Origin of the sequence: Halorubrum amylolyticum (assembly GCF_004114995.1) — an archaeon.
GTDB lineage: Archaea > Halobacteriota > Halobacteria > Halobacteriales > Haloferacaceae > Halorubrum > Halorubrum amylolyticum.
In genome coordinates, this window is record NZ_SDJP01000010.1 from 1 (window position 1) to 21033 (window position 21033).

A 21033-nucleotide genomic window follows, 5' to 3' on the forward strand; every position below is an offset into this window, starting at 1 on the left:
GGGCGCGAAGGGCGAACTCGGCATCTACATCCGCGCCGACGGCACGGACAAGCCCGCCCGCTTCAAGATCCGGTCGCCCTGCTTCTCCAACCTCCAGACGCTCCCCGAGATGTCGAACGGGGAGTACGTCCCCGACGTGGTCGCCGCGCTCGGTAGCCTGGACATCGTGCTCGGGGAGGTGGACCGCTGATGGGGACGGCGCCCGCACAGCTGTTCCCCGAGTTCCTCGTCGACACGTTCGGGCTCCCGGGCGTGCTTGGCGAGGTCGTCGCCTCGCTGATCGGGGCGGCGGTCGTCGCCAACGTCATTCTCGCGTTCTCCGGCGTCGCCGGGCCGTGGGCGAAACGGAAGATCACGGCGGCGTTCACCGACCGGATCGCGGTCGACCGGATCGGGCCGTTCGGCCTGCTCATCATTCCCGCGGCGGCGGTTCAGCTGCTCGCGAAGGAGCTCATCGTCCCCGAGGGCGTCGACCGCCCGTCGTGGGACATCGCCCCGATCCTCCTGCCGGCGTCGGCGATGCTCGGGTTCTCCGTGATCCCGATGGGACGGATCGGTCCGCTGAACCTCCACCTCGCCGACCCCGAGGTGGGGCTGGCGCTGGTGTTCGCGTTCGCCTCCATCGCCTCGGTGTCGCTGGTGATAGCCGGCTACGCGTCGAACAACAAGTACTCGCTGCTCGGCGGGCTCCGCGCCGTCGCGCAGAACCTCGCGTACGAGATCCCGCTCATCGTCACCGCGATGTCGGTCGTGATCTTCGCGGGGACGCTCCAGATAAGCGGCGTCGTCGGGGCGCAGACGGAGACGCTCGTGACGATCGGCGGATTCGACATCCCGGCGTGGTACGCGTTCGTGAACCCGTTCGCGTTCGTGCTGTTCCTCACGGCGAACATGGCGGAGATCGGACGGAACCCGTTCGACATCCCCGAGGCACCGACGGAGATCGTCGCGGGGTACCAGACGGAGTACTCCTCGGCGTACTTCGTCCTGTTCTACCTCGGCGAGTTCGTCCACATCTTCCTCGGCGGTGCGATCCTCGCCGTGACGTTCCTCGGCGGTGCGTCCGGTCCCGGTCCGGAGAGCATCAGCTTCATCTGGTTCGTGGTGAAGGTCTGGGGCTTCTTCCTGTTCACGCAGTGGGCGCGCTCCGCGCTGCCGCGCGTCCGGATCGACCAGCTGATCGAGATCGGCTGGAAGGGGATGCTGGTGCTGTCGTTCGCGAACCTGGTGCTCACGGCCGTAATCGTGGGGGTGATCGCGTAACATGATCGGACTCATGAAATCCATGGCGACGACGATGAAGCACGCGCTCGACGGGACGACGTTCACGGTGGAATACCCGGAGGACGCGCCCGAGGTGAGCCCGCGCTTCCGCGGCGTCCACAAGTTCAGTCAGGAGCGGTGCATCTGGTGTCGGCAGTGCGAGAACGTCTGTCCGAACGACACGATCCAGATTGTCCAAGACGACCAGCGCAACGGCGAGCAGTACAACCTCCACATCGGCCAGTGCATCTATTGCCGGCTCTGCGAGGAGGTCTGTCCCGTCGACGCCATCCTGCTGACGCAGAACTTCGAGTTCACCGCGGACACGAAGGACGACTTCGTGTTCAACAAAGAACAGCTCAAGAACGTCCCGTGGTACAAGGGAATCGACCCGCTGGAGTCCCGCAACCCCGATCGCGGCGCGTGGATCGGGGAGGGAGACGGCGAGGTCGACTACCAGTAACGGGCGCGTCTCGAAATCTTCAAAGGGACTCTCATAGGAGACACACACAATGGTTTATGCTACCATCGCGTTCGGGCTGTTCGCCGCGGTCACGCTGGCGTTCGGCCTCGGGGTCGTCCTGGCGCGCGACGTGTTCCACGCCGCGCTGCTCCTGGGCGGTGCCCTGACGAGCGTTGCGGTGCACTACGTGATGCTGCAGGCGGAGTTCATCGCCGCCATGCAGATCCTCGTCTACGTGGGCGGGGTTTTGATCCTCGTCACGTTCGCCGTGATGCTCACGCGATCGGACACGGAAACGGAGGTGAATAGCGCATGAGCGACGGCGACTCCGGAAGCCGCGGGCGCCTCGTGCCCGCAGCCGCGGTCGGGCTCCTGTTCGCCGTGATCGCCCTGACGGTGCTGTCTGCCGACTTCGGGGCCGTGGCGGCGTTCCCGGCGGACGCGTCGATCGTTCACAACATCGGGTACGCCCTGTTCAACCTCGGCGAGTACGAGCTCGGCTCGGTCCCGTCAGAGGGATTCCTCGCCGCGTTCCTGATCGCGGCGGTCGCGCTCGACGTGGCCGTCGACGGTGCGGTCTATCTGGCGAAGCGCGAGAAAGACGGCTCCATCGTCGCCGCGGTGGGCGAGGCGCTCACCGACGGCGGGCGCGAGGGAGGTGAGCGGCGATGACCGCCGTCGCTTCCTCGATCCCGCCCGAGTGGTACCTGCTGCTCGCCGCCGGCCTGTTCTGTATCGGCCTGTTCGGCGTGCTCACGCGGCGTGACGCGCTGTACTTCCTGATGAGCGTCGAGCTCATGATGAACGCCGCGAACATCAACTTCGTCGCGTTCGCGCTGTACTACGGCGACCTCACGGGACAGGTGTTCGCGCTGTTCGTCATCGCGCTCGCGGCCGCGGAGGTCGCGATCGGGATCGGCATCATCCTCGTGTTGTACCGCAACTTCGGCGTCACCGACGTGACCGTTCCAACGGAGATGAGGTGGTAACATGATAGACGTGTTCTCATACGTTCCGGCGATCGTTCTCCTCCCGTTCTTCTCGTTCCTGATCGCCCTCGGTGCCGGCAAGCACCTTCCGAAGGGCGGCGCCTTCGGCGGCATCGCGGCGACGGCGGGGTCGTTCCTGCTCTCGCTGTGGGTGCTCGCGACGGTGGCGGGCGGGGAGGCGGCGAACCGCACGCTCTACACGTGGGCGAGCGCGGGCGGCATCGGCCCGACGGACGTCGAGCTGTCCTTCGGTATCCTGATCGACCCGCTGTCGGCGCTCATGCTCGTCATCGTGACGCTCGTGGCGCTTCTGGTTCACGTGTTCTCGCTCGGCTACATGAACGACGAGGGCGAGACGGGCCTGCCACGGTACTACGCCGGGCTCGGCCTGTTCACGGCCTCGATGCTCGGCTTCGTCGTCGCCGACAACCTGCTGATGGCGTTCATGTTCTTCGAGCTGGTCGGGCTCTGCTCGTACCTGCTCATCGGCTTCCACTTCCGGGAGCCCGGTCCGCCGTCGGCGGCGAAGAAGGCCTTCCTCGTGACGCGGTTCGGGGACTACTTCTTCCTGATCGGCGTCGTCGCGGTGCTCGCGACGTTCGGTACCGCGCAGTTCGCGGGTAGCGAGTCGTTCCCGCATCTCGCCGAGGCCGCGCTCGCCGGAGAGGGATCGGTCGCGTGGACGCCCGGCGGAGTCGAACTACAGACGTGGCTGACGGTCGTCGGTCTGCTCGTGTTGGGCGGTGTCGTCGGGAAATCCGCGCAGTTCCCGCTGCACACGTGGCTCCCCGACGCGATGGAGGGTCCGACGCCCGTCTCCGCGCTGATTCACGCCGCGACGATGGTGGCGGCCGGCGTCTACCTCGTCGCGCGCATGTACGGGTTCTACGCGCTGTCGCCGACGGCGCTCGCGGTGATCGCCTTCATCGGCGGCTTCACCGCGCTGTTCGCGGCGACGATGGGCGTCGTGAAAGACGAGCTGAAGCAGGTGCTCGCGTACTCCACCATCTCGCAGTACGGGTACATGATGCTCGCGCTCGGCGCGGGCGGGTACGTGGCGGCGGTCTTCCACCTGACGACCCACGCCTTCTTCAAGGCCCTGCTGTTCCTCGGCGCCGGTGCGGTGATCATCGCGATGCACCACAACGAGGACATGTGGGACATGGGCGGGCTGAAATCGAAGATGCCCGTCACGTACTACACCTTCCTCGCCGGGTCGCTCGCGCTCGCGGGCATCTTCCCGTTCGCCGGCTTCTGGTCGAAAGACGAGATTCTCTACGAGGCGCTCGTCCACGGGCTCAACGACCCGCTGCTGCTCGGCGGCTACCTGATGGGGCTGCTCGCGGTGCCCGTCACCGCCTTCTACACCTTCCGGATGGTGTTCCTGACCTTCCACGGCGAACCGCGCAGCGACACCGCACGCGACCCCGAACCCGTTCGCTGGAACGTGAAGGGGCCGCTGACCGTGCTGGGCGCGCTCGCCGTCGTCACCGGCTTCATCAACATGGTGCCGGTCCAGAAGGTCCTCGGACTGGAAGGGATCGATCTGCTCCACCTCTGGCTCGACAACCACTGGGGCGGCATCGAGGGGCTCTCCTCGCACCACTACGGGGACATCGGCCCGTACAGTAGCGGGTACCTCGTCGGCGGCGAGGTCGGCACAGTCCTCGTCGGCGCGGCCGTCTCGCTCGGCTTGGCGCTGGCCGGACTCCTCGTTGCCTGGCGGCTCTACAACGTTCCGTCGCCGACGGAGCACACGGCGAAGCTCGGCGGGATCAAAGACGTGCTGTACAACAACTACTACTTGGACGAACTGCAGGTATGGCTCGCGTATCGCACCGAAGACGTCGCCGGCGGCGCGAACACGTTCGATCAGGGGATCATCGACGGCGTCGTCAACGGCGTCTCGTCGGTGAGCCTCTTCGGCGGAAGCCGGGTCCGCCGGCTCCAGAGCGGCGTGGTCTCGCAGTACGCCACGCTGCTCACGCTGGGGCTCGTCGCCTTACTGCTCGCGCTCGGCGTGACCGGGGGGTGGTTCCTGTGATGATCGAAGCCCTCATCGGGTTCACGTTCGTGGCCGCGCTCCTCGTGCTGCTCGCCCCGGACGAGTGGGCGGGGCGGCTGGCGTTCGCGTTCAGCCTGCTCCCGTTCGTCGGTTCGCTGTACCTCTGGTCCGGCTTCGACGGCGCCGGCAACGCCCTCACGGGCGGCGACATCGCGTACGCCACCCAGATCGAATGGCTGGAGGTCGGCGGTCGGACCGTATCGTGGTTCGTCGGCGTCGACGGGATCAGCCTCCCGCTCGTCGTGCTCACGACGTTCCTCGTCCCGCTCGCGATCGTGAGCGCGTGGACGCCGATAGACGCCCGTCAGAGCCAGTTCTACGGGCTCATGCTGTTCATGGAGGCGAACCTGCTCGGCGTGTTCACCGCGCTCGACTTCTTCCTCTGGTTCGTCTTCTGGGAGGCCGTCCTGGTGCCGATGTACTTCCTCATCGGCGTCTGGGGCGGTCCCCGCCGGAAGTACGCCGCGATCAAGTTCTTCGTCTACACGAACGCGGCGTCGCTGCTGATGTTCATCGGCTTCATGTCGCTGACGTTCGCGCTCGGCGACTCCGTGAGCTCGTTCGCGTTGCCGGAGATCACGGGGGCGATCGCCGACGGCGGTCTCGGAACGTGGTTCGGCATCTCGCCGGACCGGATCGCGATGGTCGCGTTCCTCGCGATGTTCGCCGGATTCGCGGTGAAGGTCCCGATCGTTCCGTTCCACACGTGGCTCCCGGACGCCCACGTCGAGGCGCCGACGCCGGTGTCGGTGCTTTTGGCCGGCGTGCTCCTGAAGATGGGGACGTACGCGCTGCTCCGGTTCAACTTCACGATGCTTCCGGATCAGGCGTCCGCGCTCGCGGTCCCGATCGCCGCCATCGCCGTCATCAGCGTCATCTACGGCGCGATGTTGGCGCTGGCCCAGAAGGACCTCAAGCGGATCGTCGCCTACTCCTCGGTCTCGTCGATGGGGTACGTCATCCTCGGACTGGTCGTGTTCACCGAGTACGGCGTCGGCGGCGCGACGTTCCAGATGGTCGCGCACGGTCTCATTTCGGGGTTGCTGTTCATGGCCGTCGGCGTCGTCTACAACGCGACGCACACGCGGATGGTCGGCGACATGTCCGGCATGGCCGACCGGATGCCCGTCGCGGTGGGCATCCTCGTCGCCGGTGCGTTCGGGTACATGGGGCTCCCGCTGATGGCCGGCTTCGCCGGGGAGTTCTTCATCTTCGTGGGCTCGTTCGCCGCGCCGGCGCTGCCGTACGCGCCGGTCTTCACGGCGCTCGCGATGTTCGGTATAGTCATCGTCGCCGGCTACTTTCTGTCGGCGATGCAGAGTACGCTGTTCGGGCCGTTCGAGCTCGAAACCGACTACGAGGTCGGTCCCGCGCCGTTCCACGATGTCGCCCCGCTCGCGGTGCTTCTGGTGGCGATCATCGTGCTCGGCGTCGCGCCGGACATCTTCTTCGAGATGATCCGTGACGCTGTCGTTCCCGTGGTCGAGGGGGTGACCGTCAATGGTTAACACGCTTCCGCAGATGACGGCGCTGTTGCCCGTCTTCGTGCTGGCGTTCACCGGGCTCGCGCTGCTGCTGGTCGACACGATCAGTCCCGACGCGCGGTCGAACACCTCGATGGCCGTCGTCGGCGCGCTCGGATCGCTCGCCGCGCTCGCGGCGAGCGTCTGGCTGGTCGTCTCCGGCACCGGCAGCGCCGACACCGGCGGCGCGATCACCCTGTTCGCCGAGGCGATCAAGGTGGACACGATGGCGCTGTTCTTCACCGCCATCTTCGCGTCCGTGACGGCGCTGGTCGTCGTCGCGGCTCACGACTACTTCCACGACCACGAGAGCCCGGCGGCGTTCTACTCGCTCGTCGTGTTCGCGGCGACCGGGATGGCGCTGCTCGCGGCCGCGAACTCGCTCGCGGTCGTCTTCGTCGCCCTGGAGATGGTGTCGCTGCCGTCGTACGTGCTCGTCGCGTACCTCAAACAGAACCACGGGAGCGTCGAGGCGGGGATGAAGTACTTCCTCGTCGGGGCGCTCTCCTCCGCGATCTTCCTGTTCGGGATCTCGCTCGTGTACGCGGCGACCGGCTCGCTGCTGTTCGCCGACGTCGCCGACGGGATCGGCTCGCTCGACGGGCTCGCCGGCGTCGCCGGCCTCGGGATCGTGATGATCCTCGGCGGCGTCGCGTTCAAGACCGCCTCCGTCCCGTTCCACTTCTGGGCGCCGGAGGCGTACGAGGGCGCTCCCGCGCCGGTGAGCGCGTTCCTCTCGTCGGCCTCGAAGGCGGCCGGCTTCGTGGTCGCGTTCCGCCTGTTCACCGAGGCGTTCCCGGTGGGCGCGTCGCTCGCCGCCGGCATCGACTGGGTGCTGGCGTTCGGCGTGCTCGCGGCCGTGACGATGACGCTCGGTAACTTCGCGGCGGCCGTTCAGGAGGAGGTCAAGCGCATGCTCGCGTACTCCTCCATCGGGCACGCGGGCTACGTGCTCATCGGCGTCGCGGCGCTCTCGCAGGACGGTGGCGCCAACGGCGCCGTGATGGGCGCGGCGATGGCGCACCTGCTCGTCTACGGGTTCATGAACACCGGCGCGTTCCTCTTCGTCGCGATGGCGGAGCGGTGGGGCGTCGGCCGGACGTTCGAGGACTACGCGGGGCTCGCGCGGCGCGCGCCCGTCGCCTCGACGGCGATGGCCGTGTTCATGTTCTCGCTCGCCGGGCTGCCGCCCTTCGCCGGGTTCTTCTCGAAGTACTTCCTGTTCATGGGCGCCATCGACAACGGCTTCCTGTGGCTGGCGGGGCTCGGCGCCGTCAACAGCGTCGTCTCGCTGTACTACTACAGCCGGGTCGTGAAGGCGCTGTTCATCGACGACCCCGCGTCGTCGAGCGCGCTGGACGCCATCGACGTGCGGCCGACCGGGCTGTACGCCGCGGTCGTCTTCGCGGCGGTCGCGACGGTGCTGCTCCTGCCCGGCTTCGGACCGGTCATCGAGACCGCCGAGGCCGCGGCGTCGGCGCTGTTCTAGCGGGTCGCCGCCCTCGCGGCGCTTTCGGTCTCCGCTCTCCGCACCGGTACCCGCAGGTATTAGCGCGTCCATCGCGTTCGTCGAACCGTGAGCAGAACCCGGACCTATCGCTGTCTGAACTGCCTCGAACACACGGTGAGCCGCGAGTTCGACACCTCGCACCTGTCGGTGACGTGCCCGAACTGCGAGTCGTTCGAACGGTTCGTCAACGAGGCGGTGTACCGGCAGTTCCGGGCGTTCGAGGAGTCGCCGCCGACGGAGATCGACTGGGAGCGGCTCGATCGAACCGAGAGGCTCGTCGTCGCAGAGCGGATCGCTCGCTCAACGAAGACGATCGAGGACTTCGCCGTCGTGGAGAGCAACGGGGACGGAAACGGAGCCGAGGACGGGGACGGAAACGGAGCCGAGGACGGGGACGGAAACGGAGCCGAGGACGGGGACGAAAACGCTGACGACCCCGCCGAGGCGCCGACGCCCGAGTAGGAGGCGGTCAGCGCGCGTACAGCTTCCCGCCGACGAGCGCCGCGAGGTCGTCGTCGCTCGGCGTCACCGCCACGTAGGGGCGGTCGACGGGGCCGAACACGTCGACGACGCGCCCGACCGTCGCGAGCGACTCGTCGACCACGGACGAGCCGATCCGCGGCGGCTCCGCGCCCGCTTCGGCGCGCGCGATGGCGAGCCCCCCGGCGGTGCGGACGACGGTGCCGACGCGGCGCATCGTCACTCCCGGATAACCCCGAGGTAGGCGGCGATCGCCTGCACGAGGTCGTTTTTCGCGGTGTCTTCGGTGCCGCGGACGACCACCGCGCCTCGCGGCTCGAACTCCCGAGAGTAGGTTTTCTCGCGTTCGATCACCGCGTCGTAGCCGACCTGCTGGACCGCCTTCGCGATCTCGTCGACGGTGGGCTCCTCGACCGCGAGGTCCATCGGGACGCGGCGCCCCGCCGACCGGGATCGGTCGGCGTCGAAGTACGCGGGATAGACGACGTTCTCGACCATATACCGGAGAGGCGAGCGCGCGGCGTAAGGTCGTTTCGGACCGGTTCGGGGAAGGTCGACGGGACGGAATCACCTCGCCGCCGCGGCCGTCCGCGATCACGGCGTTTTGAACTCGAATCGCGCGCCGCCGGACTCGCCGGCGAGCGCTCGTACCTCCCAGCCGTGCGCGTCGGCGATCCGTTTCGTGATCGCGAGCCCGAGACCGGTCCCGTTCTCCTCGGTTGTGAACCCGCTCTCGAACACGCGGTCGCTTTCGCCCTTGGGGAGCCCGCGACCGTCGTCCTCGACGAAAAAGCCGGTCTCCGTCTCCTCTTCGTCGCCGCGGAACGCCGCCTCTCCGACGCGCACGGTGAGGGGGGCGTCGCCGCCGGCGCCGCCGTCCGCGTTCGGTGATCTCCGGCCGTGTTCCACGCTGTCGTCGGGCGGAGCCTGACTGCCAGTCGAGCCGTGCTCGACACTGTTCCGAAACACGTTCTCCAGCAGCTCCCGCGTGCGGGTTGCGTTCGCATGGATCGTCACGTCGCCGTCGATGACGAGTTCGGCGCCGTCGGTGTCGACGCTCTCCCACGCGTCCCTCGCGAGGGCCTCGACCGAGACGGGCTCGGTCTCGCCGACAGACTCCCCCTGTCGGGCCAGCGAGAGCAGGTCGCTGACGAGTTCGTCCATGCGGCCCAACGCCTCGGCCGCCTTCTCCAAGTGGTCCGTCTCTCCGGCTTCGCGAGCGAGGGTGACGTACCCCTCTGCGACGGAGAGCGGGTTCCGGAGGTCGTGAGAGACGATGCTCGCGAACTCGTCAAGTCGCTCGTTCTGTCGTTCGAGTGCCGCTTCGCGCTCGCGTCGCTCCGTCACGTCGGTGTAGATGGCGTATCCGGAGACGTTCTCGGCGTCGAGCCGGATCGGCACGACGTGGAGGATGAAGTGTCTCGGGCCGTCTGCGGTCTCGCGGGTCACCTCTCGTCTGACGTTCTTCCCGCGTTGCAGCCGCTCGTTGAGCTCTGTGGCCTCGGATTCGGCCTCGTCGGTGGGCGGGACGATGTAGTCGTCGACGGACTCGCCGACCACGCGGTCGGCGTCGTAGCCGAACGTCTCTTCGAACGCGTCGTTGATCCGATGAACGACCGGCTCGCCGTCGACGTAGTCGTAGGCGATCGCCGAGTCCGGGATGTTCGAGAACAGCGCGAGCAGGTGGTCCCGTTCCGTCCGCAACGCCTCGCCGTCGCGGTCGAGCCCCGGCTCGTCTCTGGCCGCGAGCCAACGGACCGTCGCGTCGAGGTCCGCCGGCGTGGTCGCGATCGCGTCGACGACGGGGTCGGCCGCCGCCTCCGCGTCCGGGCCGTCGACGAACGCGACCACGCGGCACGGCCGGTCGCGGCCGCGAACCGCGTCGATCCCCTCGGCGTCGAGGACGACGGCCACGTCCGCCGCCGCGAGCGCGTCGCCGCCGGCCGACGCGGAGGAGACGGCGCCGCTCCCCAACCCGTCGGCCACCTCGGCCGCCGCGTCCGCGTCACCGCCGAGGACGAGGACGGACGGACGCTCGCTCGACTCGGTGGTCACTATGGAGATAGACACTACTGGGGTCCGGATAAATTTTCCTCCCGTAGTCGGTCTCTCCGGAATCGGAGCGTTCCGCCGGAGCGCGTTCGAGGGAGTGGTGTGCGTTGGAGGAGTGGTGCGCGTTCGAGGGACGACACGCGTCCGGTGCGGACGGGAAACGAGCGCGGAGCGATCGCGGCACGGCCCCGAAGCGGGTCGCGAGGCGCCCCGGAACCCTTTTGGCGGAACACGGGTCACGTTCCTGTAATGAGCGATCTCGAAGCGGAGTACCGCCTCGATTACTTCGAGGAGGAGGGGTTCGAGCGAAAGGAGTGTCCCTCCTGCGGCGCGCACTTCTGGACCCGCGACGCCGACCGCGAACTGTGCGGCGAGCCGCCCTGCGAGGACTACAGCTTCATCGACGACCCGGGCTTTCCGGAGGCCCACTCGCTGACCGAGATGCGGGAGGCGTTCCTCTCCTTCTTCGAGGAACACGACCACGAGCGGATCGACCCGTACCCGGTCGCGGCGAACCGCTGGCGCGACGACGTGCTCTTGACGCAGGCGTCGATTTACGACTTTCAGCCGCTCGTCACGTCGGGCCAGACCCCGCCGCCGGCGAACCCCCTCACCGTCTCACAGCCCTGCATCCGGATGCAGGACATCGACAACGTCGGCAAGACGGGCCGGCACACGATGGCCTTCGAGATGATGGCCCACCACGCGTTCAACACGCGCGAGGAGGTCGACGAAGACGAGTACGCCTACCACGGCGAGGTGTACTGGAAGGACGAGACCGTCGAGTACTGCGACGAGCTGTTCGGGAGCCTCGGCGCCGATCTGGAGGAGATCACCTACATCGAGGACCCGTGGGTCGGGGGCGGCAACGCCGGCCCCGCCATCGAGGTCATCTACAAGGGCGCCGAGCTGGCGACGCTCGTCTTCATGTGCATGGAGCGGGACCCCGACGGCGACTACGAGATGAAGGACGGGCACACCTACTCGTTCATGGACACGTACATCGTCGACACCGGATACGGGCTCGAACGGTGGACGTGGATGAGTCAGGGGACGGCGACGGTGTACGAGGCGATCTACCCCGACGCGATCGACTTCCTCAAGGAAAACGCCGGGATCGAACGCACGGCGGAGGAGCGGGAGTTCGTCCACCGCGCGGCGAAGCTCTCCGGCCGGCTCGACATCGACGACGTCGACGACGTGGAGGCTGCCCGCGGCGAGATCGCCGACCGGCTCGACGTCGACGTCGACCGGCTCCGCGAGCTGGTCGAGCCGCTCGAATCGATCTACGCGATCGCCGACCACTCGCGGACGCTCGCGTACATGTTCGGCGACGGAATCGTCCCCTCGAACGTCGGGACGGGGTACCTCGCCCGGATGGTGCTGCGACGCACGAAACGGCTCGTCGACGAGGTCGGGGTCGACGCCCCGCTCGACGAGCTGGTCGACATGCAGGCCGAGCGGCTCGGCTACGAGAACCGCGACACGATCCGCGAGATCGTCCGCACCGAGGAGCGGAAGTACCGCAAGACGCTCGAACGCGGCTCCCGGAAGGTGGAGTCGCTCGCGGACGAGTACGCCGGCACGGGCGAACCGATCCCGACGGAGGCGCTCTTGGAGCTGTACGACTCCCACGGCATCCAGCCGGACATGGTCGCCGACATCGCCGCCGAGCGCGGCGCGACCGTCGACGTGCCGGACGACTTCTACTCGCTCGTCGCTGACCGTCACGAGGAGGAAGAGGGCGACGAGGCGGCTGCGGACCGCGACGACCGCTTCGAGGACCTCCCCGAGACTGAGAAGCTGTTCTACGACGACCAGGGCCGCACCGAGTTCGAGGCGGTCGTCCTCGACGTGTTCGAGCGCGAGGAGGGGTACGACGTGGTGTTAGACCAGACGATGTTCTACCCCGAAGGCGGCGGGCAGCCGGCCGATCGGGGCCAGCTCACCGCCGGCGAGACGACCGTCGACGTGGTCGACGTCCAGGAGCGAAGCGGCGTCGTGCTCCACCGCACCGACGCCGACCCCGGGAAGGGCGAGTTCGTCACGGGGCAGGTCGACGGCGACCGCCGCGACCGGCTCCGCGCCCACCACACGGCGACCCACCTGATCGGCCACGCGGCCCGCGAGGTGCTCGGCGACCACGTCCGGCAGGCGGGCGCCCAGAAGGGAATCGACTCCTCCCGGCTCGACGTGCGCCACTTCGAGCGGATCACCCGCGAGCAGGTCAAGGAGATCGAGCGCGTCGCCAACGGGCTCGTCCGCGACGACGTGCCGGTCAGACAGGAGTGGCCCGACCGCAACGAGGCGGAGGCCGAGCACGGCTTCGACCTCTATCAGGGCGGCGTTCCGCCGGGAACGAACGTCCGTCTGATCCACGTCGGCGACGAGGACGTGCAGGCCTGCGCCGGGACCCACGTCGAGCGGACCGGCGAGATCGGCGCGGTGAAGGTGCTGAAGACGGAGCCCGTCCAAGACGGCGTCGAGCGGATCGTGTTCGCCGCGGGCGGCGCGGCGATCGAGGCGACCCAGCGCACGGAGGACGCGCTGTACGACGCCGCCGACGCGCTCGACGTCGACCCGCTCGACATGCCCGAGACGGCCGAGCGGTTCTTCGAGGAGTGGAAGGCGCGCGGCAAGGAAGTCGAGTCGCTCAAAGAGGAGCTCGCGGCGGCGCGCGCCTCCGGCGGCGCCGACGCCGAGGAGGTCGATATCGGCGGCGTCACCGCGGTAATTCAGCGGCTCGACGGCGACGCCGACGAGCTGCGCGCGACCGCGAACGCCCACGTCGACGACGGGAAGGTCGCGGTCGTCGGCAGCGGCGCGGACGGCTCCGCGAGCTTCGTGGTCGGCGTCCCCGACGGCGTCGACATGAACGCCGGACAGGTGGTCTCGGAGCTCGCCGCCCGCGTCGGCGGCGGCGGCGGCGGCCCGCCGGACTTCGCGCAGGGGGGCGGCCCGGACGCGGACGCGCTCGACGACGCGTTGGCGGCGGCGCCGGACGTGCTCCGTAACTTACAGGAGGCCTGACGGCTCTCGCACGCTTCCCATGCCCCGCGCGAACAACGCCGGCGTCGAGATCCGGTACGAGGTGGACGCCCCCGACGCCGGCGACCCCGACGAGGCGGTCGTGTTCTGCGGCGACGTGGGGCTCGGCGCGTGGCAGTTCGGCTGGCAACACGCCGCGCTCGCGGGTCCGCACACGGTGATCACGCCGGAGACGCGGGGCGTCGGGCGATCGGACGCGCCGCCGGGACCGTACGCGGTCGAGGAGCTCGCGAGCGACGTGGACGCGGTGTGTGCCGCGGAAGGGGTCCGAAACGCGCACCTCGTCGGGTACGGGCTCGGCGGGATGGTCGCGCTCGCGTACGCGATCGCCTCGTCGCGCCCGGCGAGTCTCTCGGTCATCGGGACGCCGCCCGCGGGCGACGCCTACAACTCCGCCGGCGTGTGGGCCGACCCGTCGACGCCGACGGCGGTGAAGGGATCGCTGAACGGACTGCTCTCGGAGTCGTTCCGGGAGACGCATCCCGACGTGCTCTCGCGGATCGTCGAGTGGCGCCTCGGCGAGGACGCCGGCCGCGAGACGTTCGCGGCCCACCGCGCCGCGGTCGAGGGGTTCGACCTCTCGGACCGGCTGTACGAGCTCACCACGCCCACGCTCGTCGTCCACGGGACCGAGGACACGGCGTGTCCGAAACCGGCCGCGGAGGGGCTCGCCGAGGGGCTCCCGCGCGGGGAGTTCCACGCGGTCGCGGGCGCGCGTCACCTCGTCGGCGTGGAGGCGTCCGCCGGGGTCAACGACGCCCTCGTCGGCTGGCTCGCGGAACACGCTGCAGATCCCTTCTCGGAGTAGGCGGGTCGGCCCGCCGGGGTCTCCCGATCGGTCGGACGCCTCTTGGCCGGCCGTCCCCCGCCTCGTCGACGCCGGTAGCGCTTCCCGCCGCCGCAACCGTTTTTGCCCCGTCGCGCCTCAGAGCGTCCAATGACACGGCTCCGGTTCGCCCTGCTGAACGCTGCCCACGACGGCGGGAACACCCGCCGGAACTTCCGTCGGGAGCTCGACGCCGACCTCGTCGAGTTCTCGGCCAGCGACGGACACCTCCCCGACCACACCGAGTTCGACGGCGTCGTGGTCACCGGATCGCGCTCGTCCGTCTACTGGGACGAGGAGTGGATCCCGCCGCTCGTCGACTACGTCGCCGAGGCCGCGGACGCCGGTCTCCCGGTGCTCGGCGTCTGTTACGGCCACCAAGTGGTCGCCGAGGCGCTCGGCGGGCGCGTCGCCGGAATGGACGAGTTCGAGATCGGGTACAACGAGGTGCGCCACCGCGGCGACGACGAGCTGTTCGCGGGGATCGACGAGGCGTTCACCGTCTTCACGACCCACGGCGACGCGGTCGTGGAGCTCCCGCAGAACGCGACCCTCCTCGCCGAGAACGACCACGGCGTCCACGCGTTCCGCGACGGCCACTGCTGGGGCGTCCAGTTCCACCCCGAGTACGACCTCGAGACGGCGCGGGAGGTCACGGAGGGAAAACGCGAGCGCCTCGGCGACGCCCGCGTCGACGCGGTGTTGGCCGAGATCACGCCCGACGCGTACGACGCCGCCTGCGAGGCGAAGCCGCTGTTCGACAACTTCGTCGCGTACGCCCGGCGGCTGAAGGCCGACCGGGAGTCGGTCGCGGCGGCGGGCGACTGAAGGCCGATCGGGAGTCGGTCGCGGCGGCCGGCGACTGAGTCGTCGGGGCGGTTCTCGGGATGTTTGCCGGGACGATCCCCCGTCGATTCGAACGCCGCACGGGTCGAACACGCTTATACGGTTCCCGCCCGGAAACAGGGTATGAACGTAGTACCGGACACCAGTGCGGTCGTGGACGGCCGCGTGTCCGAACGCGTCGAGGACGGGACCTACGCGGCGGCGACGGTGCTCGTCCCGGAGGCCGTCGTCGGCGAGCTGGAGTCGCAGGCCAACGACGGGCTCGAATCGGGCTGGGACGGGCTGAGCGAGCTCAAGCGGCTCGCCGACTTCGCCGACGAGGGGACGATCGAGCTGGAGTACGTCGGCGAGCGCGCCGACGGCGACGCCCGCTCGCACGCCCACGAGGGCGACGTGGACGCGCTGATCCGCGACGTCGCCGCCGACCGCGACGCCACGCTCCTCTCCAGCGACGTCGTGCAGGCGGAGGTCGCCCGCGCGAAGGGGATCGACGTCGAGTACGTCGAGCCGGTCGCCCGCGGCGTCGTCGACGAGCTGCCGATCCAGCACTTCTTCACCGACGAGACGATGTCGGTCCACCTCAAGACGGGGACGAAGCCGAAGGCGAAGCGCGGCGCGCTCGGCGAGATGCGGTACGAGGTCATCGACGACGAGGAGACGGACGAAGCGCAGATGGACGAGTGGGCCACCGCGGTCGTCGATCTGGCGCGGCAGTCCAACGAGGGGTTCATCGAGCTCTCCGACGACGGGATGGACATCGTCCAGTTCCGGAACTACCGGATCGCGGTCGCGCGACCCCCGTTCGCGGACGGGATCGAGATCACGGCCGTCAGACCGATCGCGAAGACGACGCTCGACGACTACGAGTTCGCCGACGAGCTTCGCGAGCGGTTCCAGGAACGGAAGCGCGGCGTGCTCATCTCCGGGTCGCCCGGTGCCGGGAAGTCGACGTTCGCGCAGGCGGTCGCCGAGTTCCTCAACGACAGCGACTACGCGGTCAAGACGATGGAGAAGCCGCGGGACCTGCAGGTCGGGCCGGAGATCACCCAGTACGGCGCGCTCGGCGGGGAGATGGAGAACACGGCCGACTCCCTCCTCTTGGTCCGCCCCGACTACACCATCTACGACGAGGTCCGGAAGACGAACGACTTCGAGGTGTTCTCGGACATGCGGATGGCCGGCGTCGGGATGGTCGGCGTCGTCCACGCCTCCCGCGCCATCGACGCGCTCCAGCGGCTCGTCGGCCGGGTCGAGCTCGGGATGATCCCGCAGATCGTCGACACCGTCGTCTACATCGAGGCCGGCGAGGTCCACACCGTCTACGACGTGACGACGGAGGTGAAGGTGCCCGCGGGGCTCACCGCCGAGGACCTCGCGCGCCCGGTCATTCAGGTGTCGAACTTCGAGACGGGCCGTCCGGAGTACGAGATCTACACGTTCAACCGGCAGGTCGTCACCGTCCCGCTGAACGAGGAGGGCGGCGAGGCCAAAAGCGAGACGGGCGTCGGCCGGATCGCCAAACAGGAGATCGAACGCGAGATCAAGTCGGTCGCGCACGGCCACGTCGACGTCGAACTCAAGGGTAACGACGAGGCGGTGGTGTACGTCTCCGAGGGCGACATCGGCACCGTCATCGGCAAGGGCGGCGGCCGCATCGGCGACATCGAGAACCGGCTCGGGATCGAGATCGACGTTCGCACACACGACGAGAAGCCGGGCGGTCGCGGGGGAGGTTCGGGCGGCGACGGACGCGGCGCGAACGGACAGGGCGACGGTCGGGGCGGGCAGGTCGGCGAGGAGCGCGGCACCGTCGTGACGCCCGAGATCACCTCCCGACACGTCGTCATCGACGTCGACGCCGGCGTCGGCGAGACGGTCGAGGTGCGCGCGGACGGCGAGTATCTCTTCACCGCCACCGTCGGCCGCGGCGGTGAGGTGCAGGTGTCCCGCGGCTCCGCGATCGCCGAGGAGCTGGAGGACGCGATCGATCGGAAGCGCACCGTGACGGTCGTGCCGGCTCGCTGATCGTCGCGTTTCTGCGCCGATTTCGGCCGGGATCGCCGCGGTCCGCCGCCGCTGTGTTCGGAAACCCGCCGACTGCGTGGCCGTCGTTCGACGCGCGGGTGTTCGTCGATCGTCGTGCGTATTCCTCCTGAAAGATAACGCTTTTTTGGTGGTGGTCGGAACGTCACTGCATGTCAGACGAGTTAAAGCGCGGGCTCGAAGGCGTCCTCGTCGCGGAGTCGGATCTGAGCTACGTCGACGGCGAGGTCGGCAAGCTCGTGTACCGTGGGCACGACATCGAGGACCTCGCTCGCGGCGCGAGCTACGAGGAGGTGCTGTACCTCCTGTGGCACGGCTCGCTGCCGACGCGCGAGGAACTCGACGAGTTCGCCGCGGATCTGGCCGCCGAGCGCGGCGTCGACGACGACGTGCTCGACACCGTTCGGACGCTCGCCGACGCGGGCGAGCGCCCGATGGCCGCCCTGCGGACCGCGGTCTCCATGCTGTCGGCGTACGAGCCCGAGGCGGACGCGGACCCCGCGGACCTCGACGCGACGCTCCGGAAGGGCCGCCGGATCACGGCGAAGATCCCGACGATCCTCGCGGCCTTCGAGCGCGCCCGGCAGGGCGCGGACCCGGTCTCACCCGACCCGGACCTCTCGCACGCCGCGAACTTCCTCTACATGCTCACTGGGACCGAGCCCGACGACGTGAGCGCCGAGACGTTCGACATGGCGCTGACGCTCCACGCCGACCACGGGTTCAACGCCTCGACGTTCACGGCGATAGTGATCGGCTCGACGATGGCCGACGTGTACTCCGGCGTCACCGGCGGGATCGGCGCGCTCTCCGGCCCCCTCCACGGCGGCGCGAACCAGGACGTGATGGAGGTGTTACAGGAGGTCGACGCCTCCGACAAGGACCCCGTGCAGTGGGTGAAGGACGCCCGCGAGGCCGGCCGGCGCATCCCCGGCTTCGGCCACCGCGTCTACAAGGTGAAAGACCCCCGCGCGAAGATCCTCGAAGGGAAGCTGCGCGACCTCTCGGCGTCGTCGGGCGACACGAAGTGGCTCGACTACACCACCGCGATCGAGGAGTACCTCATCGATCAGGGGCTGCTTGAGAAGGGGATCGCCCCGAACGTCGACTTCTACTCCGGCTCCGTCTACGACTCGCTGGGAATCCCGGTCGACATGTACACTCCCATCTTCGCGATGAGCCGCGCCGGCGGCTGGATCGCCCACGTCGTCGAGTACCAGGAGGACAACCGCCTCATCCGCCCGCGGGCCCGGTACACCGGCCCCGAGGACTCGTCGTTCGTTCCGGTCGACGAGCGGTGAGGCGTCGGCAGCGATCCAGAACTGCGGTCTGACGACGGCGTTCTCTTCTATCGCGTGTGAATCCCGGCTACAGCGTGTAGTCGTGCTCGCCGGTCTCTGACTCCAAGAAGGCCGTCAGTAGGTCGATCGTCGCGGCCACGTCGTCGCCGTCGGCGGTCTCGGTGACGGTGTGGAGGTACCGCGTCGGGATCGATATCGCGCCGACGGGTTTCGCACCCGCGGTGTTCTGGAACCCGGCGGTGTCGGTACCGCCCGCGGGCAACACCTCGCGCTGGTGGTCGATCCCCGCTTCTTCGGCGACCGCGGTGAGCCGCTGGTGGACCTTCGGGCTGGTGATCACCGAGGAGTCCTTCAGCTTGATCGCGGTCCCCTCGCCGAGCTCCGTCACCGCGTCGGCCGCGTCGCCGATCTGGGGCACGTCGTTCGCGACGGTGACGTCCAAGGCGACGGCGAGGTCGGGGTCGACGTCGACGCCGAGCGCGGTCGCGCCGCGGAGCCCGACCTCCTCCTGAACCGTCGCCGCGAAGTGGATCGTCACGTCGGGGTTGTCGATCCGCTCAGCGGCCGCAAGCGCCGCGAACAGGCAGATCCGATCGTCGAGCGCCTTCCCCGTGATCCGATCGCCCATGCGGGTCGTCGTCTGGTCGAGAGTGACCAGGTCGCCGACGCCGACGAGCCCCTCCACTTCCTCGGCGTCGCGTCCCACGTCGATGAACACGCCCGAGACCTCGTCCTCTTTCTCCGTCTGCTCGTCCGTGAGCGTGTGCGGCGGAACGGAGCCGATGACGCCGGTGAGGTCCTCCTCGCCGTGGACGGTGACGCGCTGGGCGCGCAGCACGCGGGCGTCGAACCCGCCGAGCGGGTCGACTTGGACGAACCCCTCGTCGGTGACGTGGCGGACCATGAACCCGATCTCGTCCATGTGGGCCGCGACGGCGACCGAGTAGTCCGAGTCGCCCTCGATCGTGGCGACGACGTTGCCCATCGCGTCGGTGCGGACGCGGTCGGCGCGGTCGGCGAACTCGCGGCGGACGATATCGCGGACGTCGTCCTCGTAGCCGGGGACGCCGCGCGCCTCGGTCAGTTCCCGGAGCAGGTCGAAGTCGAAGTCGAACGACATGGTTCCGCGTGACGGGCCGAGCGACAAAGGTCCGTGGGGTTCCGCCGCGGGCGCGGGACGACGAGAACGGTCAATTCGTTTAGCGTTGTTCCGCAACGCTTTTGCGGTCCCTCCCGGGAGGTGCGTGTATGACCGACGTGAAAGCGGAACTCCGCGAACAGTTCTTGGAGGCCTTCGGCGGCGCCGACTTCCCCGTCGAGAACCAGATGGACCTGGTCCCCGCGCTCCCGGACGGACCGGGCACGAAGTTCGAGGCCGGCGACGTGAGCCTCACCGCGATGGAGCTGGCCGCGAAGCTCGGCAGCGAACAGGAGTTCCCCTACGACACCTCCGAGGAGCTCGTCGACGACATCATCGACGGGCTCGAAGCGAAGGGGATGATCTGAGCCCGCGCTCGACGCGACGCTTCGGTTTTCGGTCCGTCCGTGGAACCGCCGAGGGGTTCATACGCTCGCAGCCGTAACTGCGGGCGTGGTCGTCGAGCTCATCCGTCTCCTGCCGCCGTGGGTCGCGTTGGGCCTCGCGCTCGGCGCCGTCGCCTCCGCGCTCGTCGCGCTCGCCTTCTACCTCGGGGACCGGTACGTGGGGCCCGCCCCGAGCGACGGCGCCAGGGGGCGAAGTGGCCCCGGTCCCGCGGGCACCGCCGCTGGCGCCGATCCGGGGTCGGCCGGCGACGAGCGGCGGCGGCGCGAGATCCGCGAGTACCTGCGGGCGATCGGCGAGCGGTTCCGCGAGGACCACGCGTTCGACGGCGTCGCGGTCCCCTTCTACCTCCCCGAGCGCGGCGTCGCGATCACCTTCGACGCGCACGACTACTTCAAACTGGAGGGCGAGGGGATCTACACCGTCCTCTGTGAACACGAGATGCCCGGCCGCGGGCTCGGCCGGCGGCTCCCCTTCGACGTGACGGAGCCCGAGTGGGGACCGGACCCGTCGGTCGCTCACGGCGGACGTGACCCCGTGGCGGCCGCCTTCGCCGAGCTCGACGTGGCGACGGACGCCGACGCCGACGAGGTGAAACGCGCCTACCGCGAGCGCGTCAAGGAGACCCACCCGGATCAGGGGGGCGACGAGGAGTCGTTCCGGCGCGTCCGCGAGGCGTACGCGACCGCGCGCAACCACGTCGGCGAGGGGGGCGGACGCGCCCGGCCGACCGACCGCGGCGGCGCAGGGGGCGGCGACCGCGGCGCTCCGCCCGGTCCGCGAACGGGCTCCCGTCGGTGAGCGCGCCGGCCGTCGCCAGAGGCGGATCCCCGCGGTGACGGCGGGCGCGAACGCTTTTCCGCTCCCGTGTGTATCGGTGTCCATGAACACGAAAAACGCCTGTCTCGGGTGCGGCGAGCCCTTCGACTGGAGCGAGGGCGAGTGTCCCGACTGCGGGTGGAGCCGAGACGAGTGGGCCGCACACGGCCGCCACGGGCTGGAGAAGGAGGGCCACGGTGAGCCGGAGGAGGACAGTCACTCGGGGGGCGGCGGGCTCGGAGGACTGGGACCGATACGCTGA

At 69.1% G+C, this 21033-nt stretch carries 22 protein-coding genes; 18 read left to right on the forward strand and 4 right to left on the reverse strand.

Annotation, left to right across the window (positions count from 1 at the left end; translation table 11 throughout):
* From ESO89_RS09005 to ESO89_RS09050, 10 genes are all read left to right on the forward strand, one after another.
* On the forward strand, positions 1 to 190 hold a 190-nt coding region (locus ESO89_RS09005; protein WP_449404942.1), incomplete at its 5' end, for an NADH-quinone oxidoreductase subunit D-related protein.
* Positions 190 to 1263, forward strand: a complete 1074-nt coding sequence (locus ESO89_RS09010) for a complex I subunit 1/NuoH family protein (protein WP_128905201.1) — start codon at positions 190 to 192, stop codon at positions 1261 to 1263. The genes ESO89_RS09005 and ESO89_RS09010, both read left to right, overlap by 1 nt.
* 1 nt (position 1264) lies before the next feature.
* Positions 1265 to 1726: a NuoI/complex I 23 kDa subunit family protein gene (locus tag ESO89_RS09015; protein WP_006113010.1), complete on the forward strand. Its 462-nt coding sequence runs from the start codon at positions 1265 to 1267 to the stop codon at positions 1724 to 1726.
* Positions 1727 to 1775: 49 nt separating this feature from the next.
* A complete protein-coding gene (locus tag ESO89_RS09020; RefSeq protein ID WP_004049822.1) occupies positions 1776 to 2042 on the forward strand; it encodes an NADH-quinone oxidoreductase subunit J in 267 nt (88 codons plus the stop codon).
* Entirely contained in the window at positions 2039 to 2398 is a 360-nt protein-coding gene (locus ESO89_RS09025) for a hypothetical protein (RefSeq protein ID WP_128905202.1), read from the forward strand. The genes ESO89_RS09020 and ESO89_RS09025 overlap by 4 nt, the downstream gene beginning before the upstream one ends.
* Positions 2395 to 2715 (forward strand): NADH-quinone oxidoreductase subunit NuoK, encoded by a 321-nt coding sequence (gene nuoK / locus ESO89_RS09030; protein WP_128905203.1) that lies wholly within the window; start codon positions 2395 to 2397, stop codon positions 2713 to 2715. The genes ESO89_RS09025 and nuoK overlap by 4 nt, the downstream gene beginning before the upstream one ends.
* Position 2716: 1 nt before the next feature.
* A complete protein-coding gene (gene nuoL / locus ESO89_RS09035) occupies positions 2717 to 4759 on the forward strand; it encodes an NADH-quinone oxidoreductase subunit L (protein ID WP_128905204.1) in 2043 nt (680 codons plus the stop codon).
* The gene (locus ESO89_RS09040) at positions 4759 to 6288 is read left to right on the forward strand and encodes a complex I subunit 4 family protein (RefSeq protein WP_128905205.1); all 1530 of its coding nucleotides are present in this window, start codon (positions 4759 to 4761) and stop codon (positions 6286 to 6288) included. Before nuoL ends, ESO89_RS09040 begins: the two co-directional genes overlap by 1 nt.
* Complete coding sequence (locus ESO89_RS09045) at positions 6281 to 7792, forward strand: NADH-quinone oxidoreductase subunit N (protein WP_128905206.1); 1512 nt, start codon at positions 6281 to 6283, stop codon at positions 7790 to 7792. Before ESO89_RS09040 ends, ESO89_RS09045 begins: the two co-directional genes overlap by 8 nt.
* Positions 7793 to 7879: 87 nt before the next feature.
* Positions 7880 to 8275 carry a hypothetical protein gene (locus ESO89_RS09050; RefSeq protein ID WP_128905207.1) on the forward strand — a complete coding sequence of 132 codons (396 nt, stop codon included), beginning with the start codon at positions 7880 to 7882 and terminating at the stop codon, positions 8273 to 8275.
* Between the two features lie 7 nt (positions 8276 to 8282).
* Here ESO89_RS09050 and ESO89_RS09055 read toward each other — a convergent pair whose 3' ends face one another.
* The 3 genes from ESO89_RS09055 to ESO89_RS09065 form a co-directional block, all read right to left on the reverse strand.
* On the reverse strand, positions 8283 to 8510 hold the full coding sequence (locus ESO89_RS09055) for an H/ACA ribonucleoprotein complex subunit GAR1 (RefSeq protein ID WP_004049836.1): 228 nt from the start codon (positions 8508 to 8510) through the stop codon (positions 8283 to 8285).
* A gap of 2 nt (positions 8511 to 8512) precedes the next feature.
* Positions 8513 to 8791 carry a signal recognition particle subunit SRP19 gene (srp19, locus tag ESO89_RS09060; RefSeq protein ID WP_128905208.1) on the reverse strand — a complete coding sequence of 93 codons (279 nt, stop codon included), beginning with the start codon at positions 8789 to 8791 and terminating at the stop codon, positions 8513 to 8515.
* A 96-nt stretch (positions 8792 to 8887) separates the two neighbouring features.
* Entirely contained in the window at positions 8888 to 10348 is a 1461-nt protein-coding gene (locus ESO89_RS09065) for a sensor histidine kinase (protein WP_128905209.1), read from the reverse strand.
* A gap of 246 nt (positions 10349 to 10594) precedes the next feature.
* On the opposite strand from ESO89_RS09065, the gene alaS reads away from it, so the two are divergent.
* The 5 genes from alaS (at position 10595) to citZ (ending at position 18409) form a co-directional block, all read left to right on the forward strand.
* The gene (gene alaS, locus ESO89_RS09070) at positions 10595 to 13375 is read left to right on the forward strand and encodes an alanine--tRNA ligase (RefSeq protein WP_128905210.1); all 2781 of its coding nucleotides are present in this window, start codon (positions 10595 to 10597) and stop codon (positions 13373 to 13375) included.
* 19 nt (positions 13376 to 13394) lie between these two features.
* Positions 13395 to 14201 carry an alpha/beta fold hydrolase gene (locus ESO89_RS09075; protein WP_128905211.1) on the forward strand — a complete coding sequence of 269 codons (807 nt, stop codon included), beginning with the start codon at positions 13395 to 13397 and terminating at the stop codon, positions 14199 to 14201.
* Between the two features lie 129 nt (positions 14202 to 14330).
* A complete protein-coding gene (locus ESO89_RS09080; protein WP_128905212.1) occupies positions 14331 to 15047 on the forward strand; it encodes a type 1 glutamine amidotransferase in 717 nt (238 codons plus the stop codon).
* Positions 15048 to 15188: 141 nt separating this feature from the next.
* Positions 15189 to 17090, forward strand: a complete 1902-nt coding sequence (locus tag ESO89_RS09085; RefSeq protein ID WP_128905213.1) for a PINc/VapC family ATPase — start codon at positions 15189 to 15191, stop codon at positions 17088 to 17090.
* 170 nt (positions 17091 to 17260) lie between these two features.
* On the forward strand, positions 17261 to 18409 hold the full coding sequence (citZ, locus tag ESO89_RS09090) for a citrate synthase (RefSeq protein WP_128905214.1): 1149 nt from the start codon (positions 17261 to 17263) through the stop codon (positions 18407 to 18409).
* Positions 18410 to 18476: 67 nt separating this feature from the next.
* Here the strand turns inward: citZ and ESO89_RS09095 are convergent, their stop codons facing one another.
* Positions 18477 to 19529: a M42 family metallopeptidase gene (locus ESO89_RS09095; RefSeq protein ID WP_128905215.1), complete on the reverse strand. Its 1053-nt coding sequence runs from the start codon at positions 19527 to 19529 to the stop codon at positions 18477 to 18479.
* A 128-nt stretch (positions 19530 to 19657) separates the two neighbouring features.
* Between ESO89_RS09095 and ESO89_RS09100 the strand changes: the two genes are divergently transcribed.
* The 3 genes from ESO89_RS09100 (at position 19658) to ESO89_RS09110 (ending at position 21033) form a co-directional block, all read left to right on the forward strand.
* The gene (locus tag ESO89_RS09100) at positions 19658 to 19915 is read left to right on the forward strand and encodes an MTH865 family protein (protein WP_128905216.1); all 258 of its coding nucleotides are present in this window, start codon (positions 19658 to 19660) and stop codon (positions 19913 to 19915) included.
* An 85-nt stretch (positions 19916 to 20000) separates the two neighbouring features.
* Positions 20001 to 20753, forward strand: coding sequence for a J domain-containing protein (locus tag ESO89_RS09105; RefSeq protein WP_241686178.1), 753 nt, complete (start codon positions 20001 to 20003; stop codon positions 20751 to 20753).
* 82 nt (positions 20754 to 20835) lie between these two features.
* Positions 20836 to 21033, forward strand: a complete 198-nt coding sequence (locus ESO89_RS09110; protein WP_128905217.1) for a hypothetical protein — start codon at positions 20836 to 20838, stop codon at positions 21031 to 21033.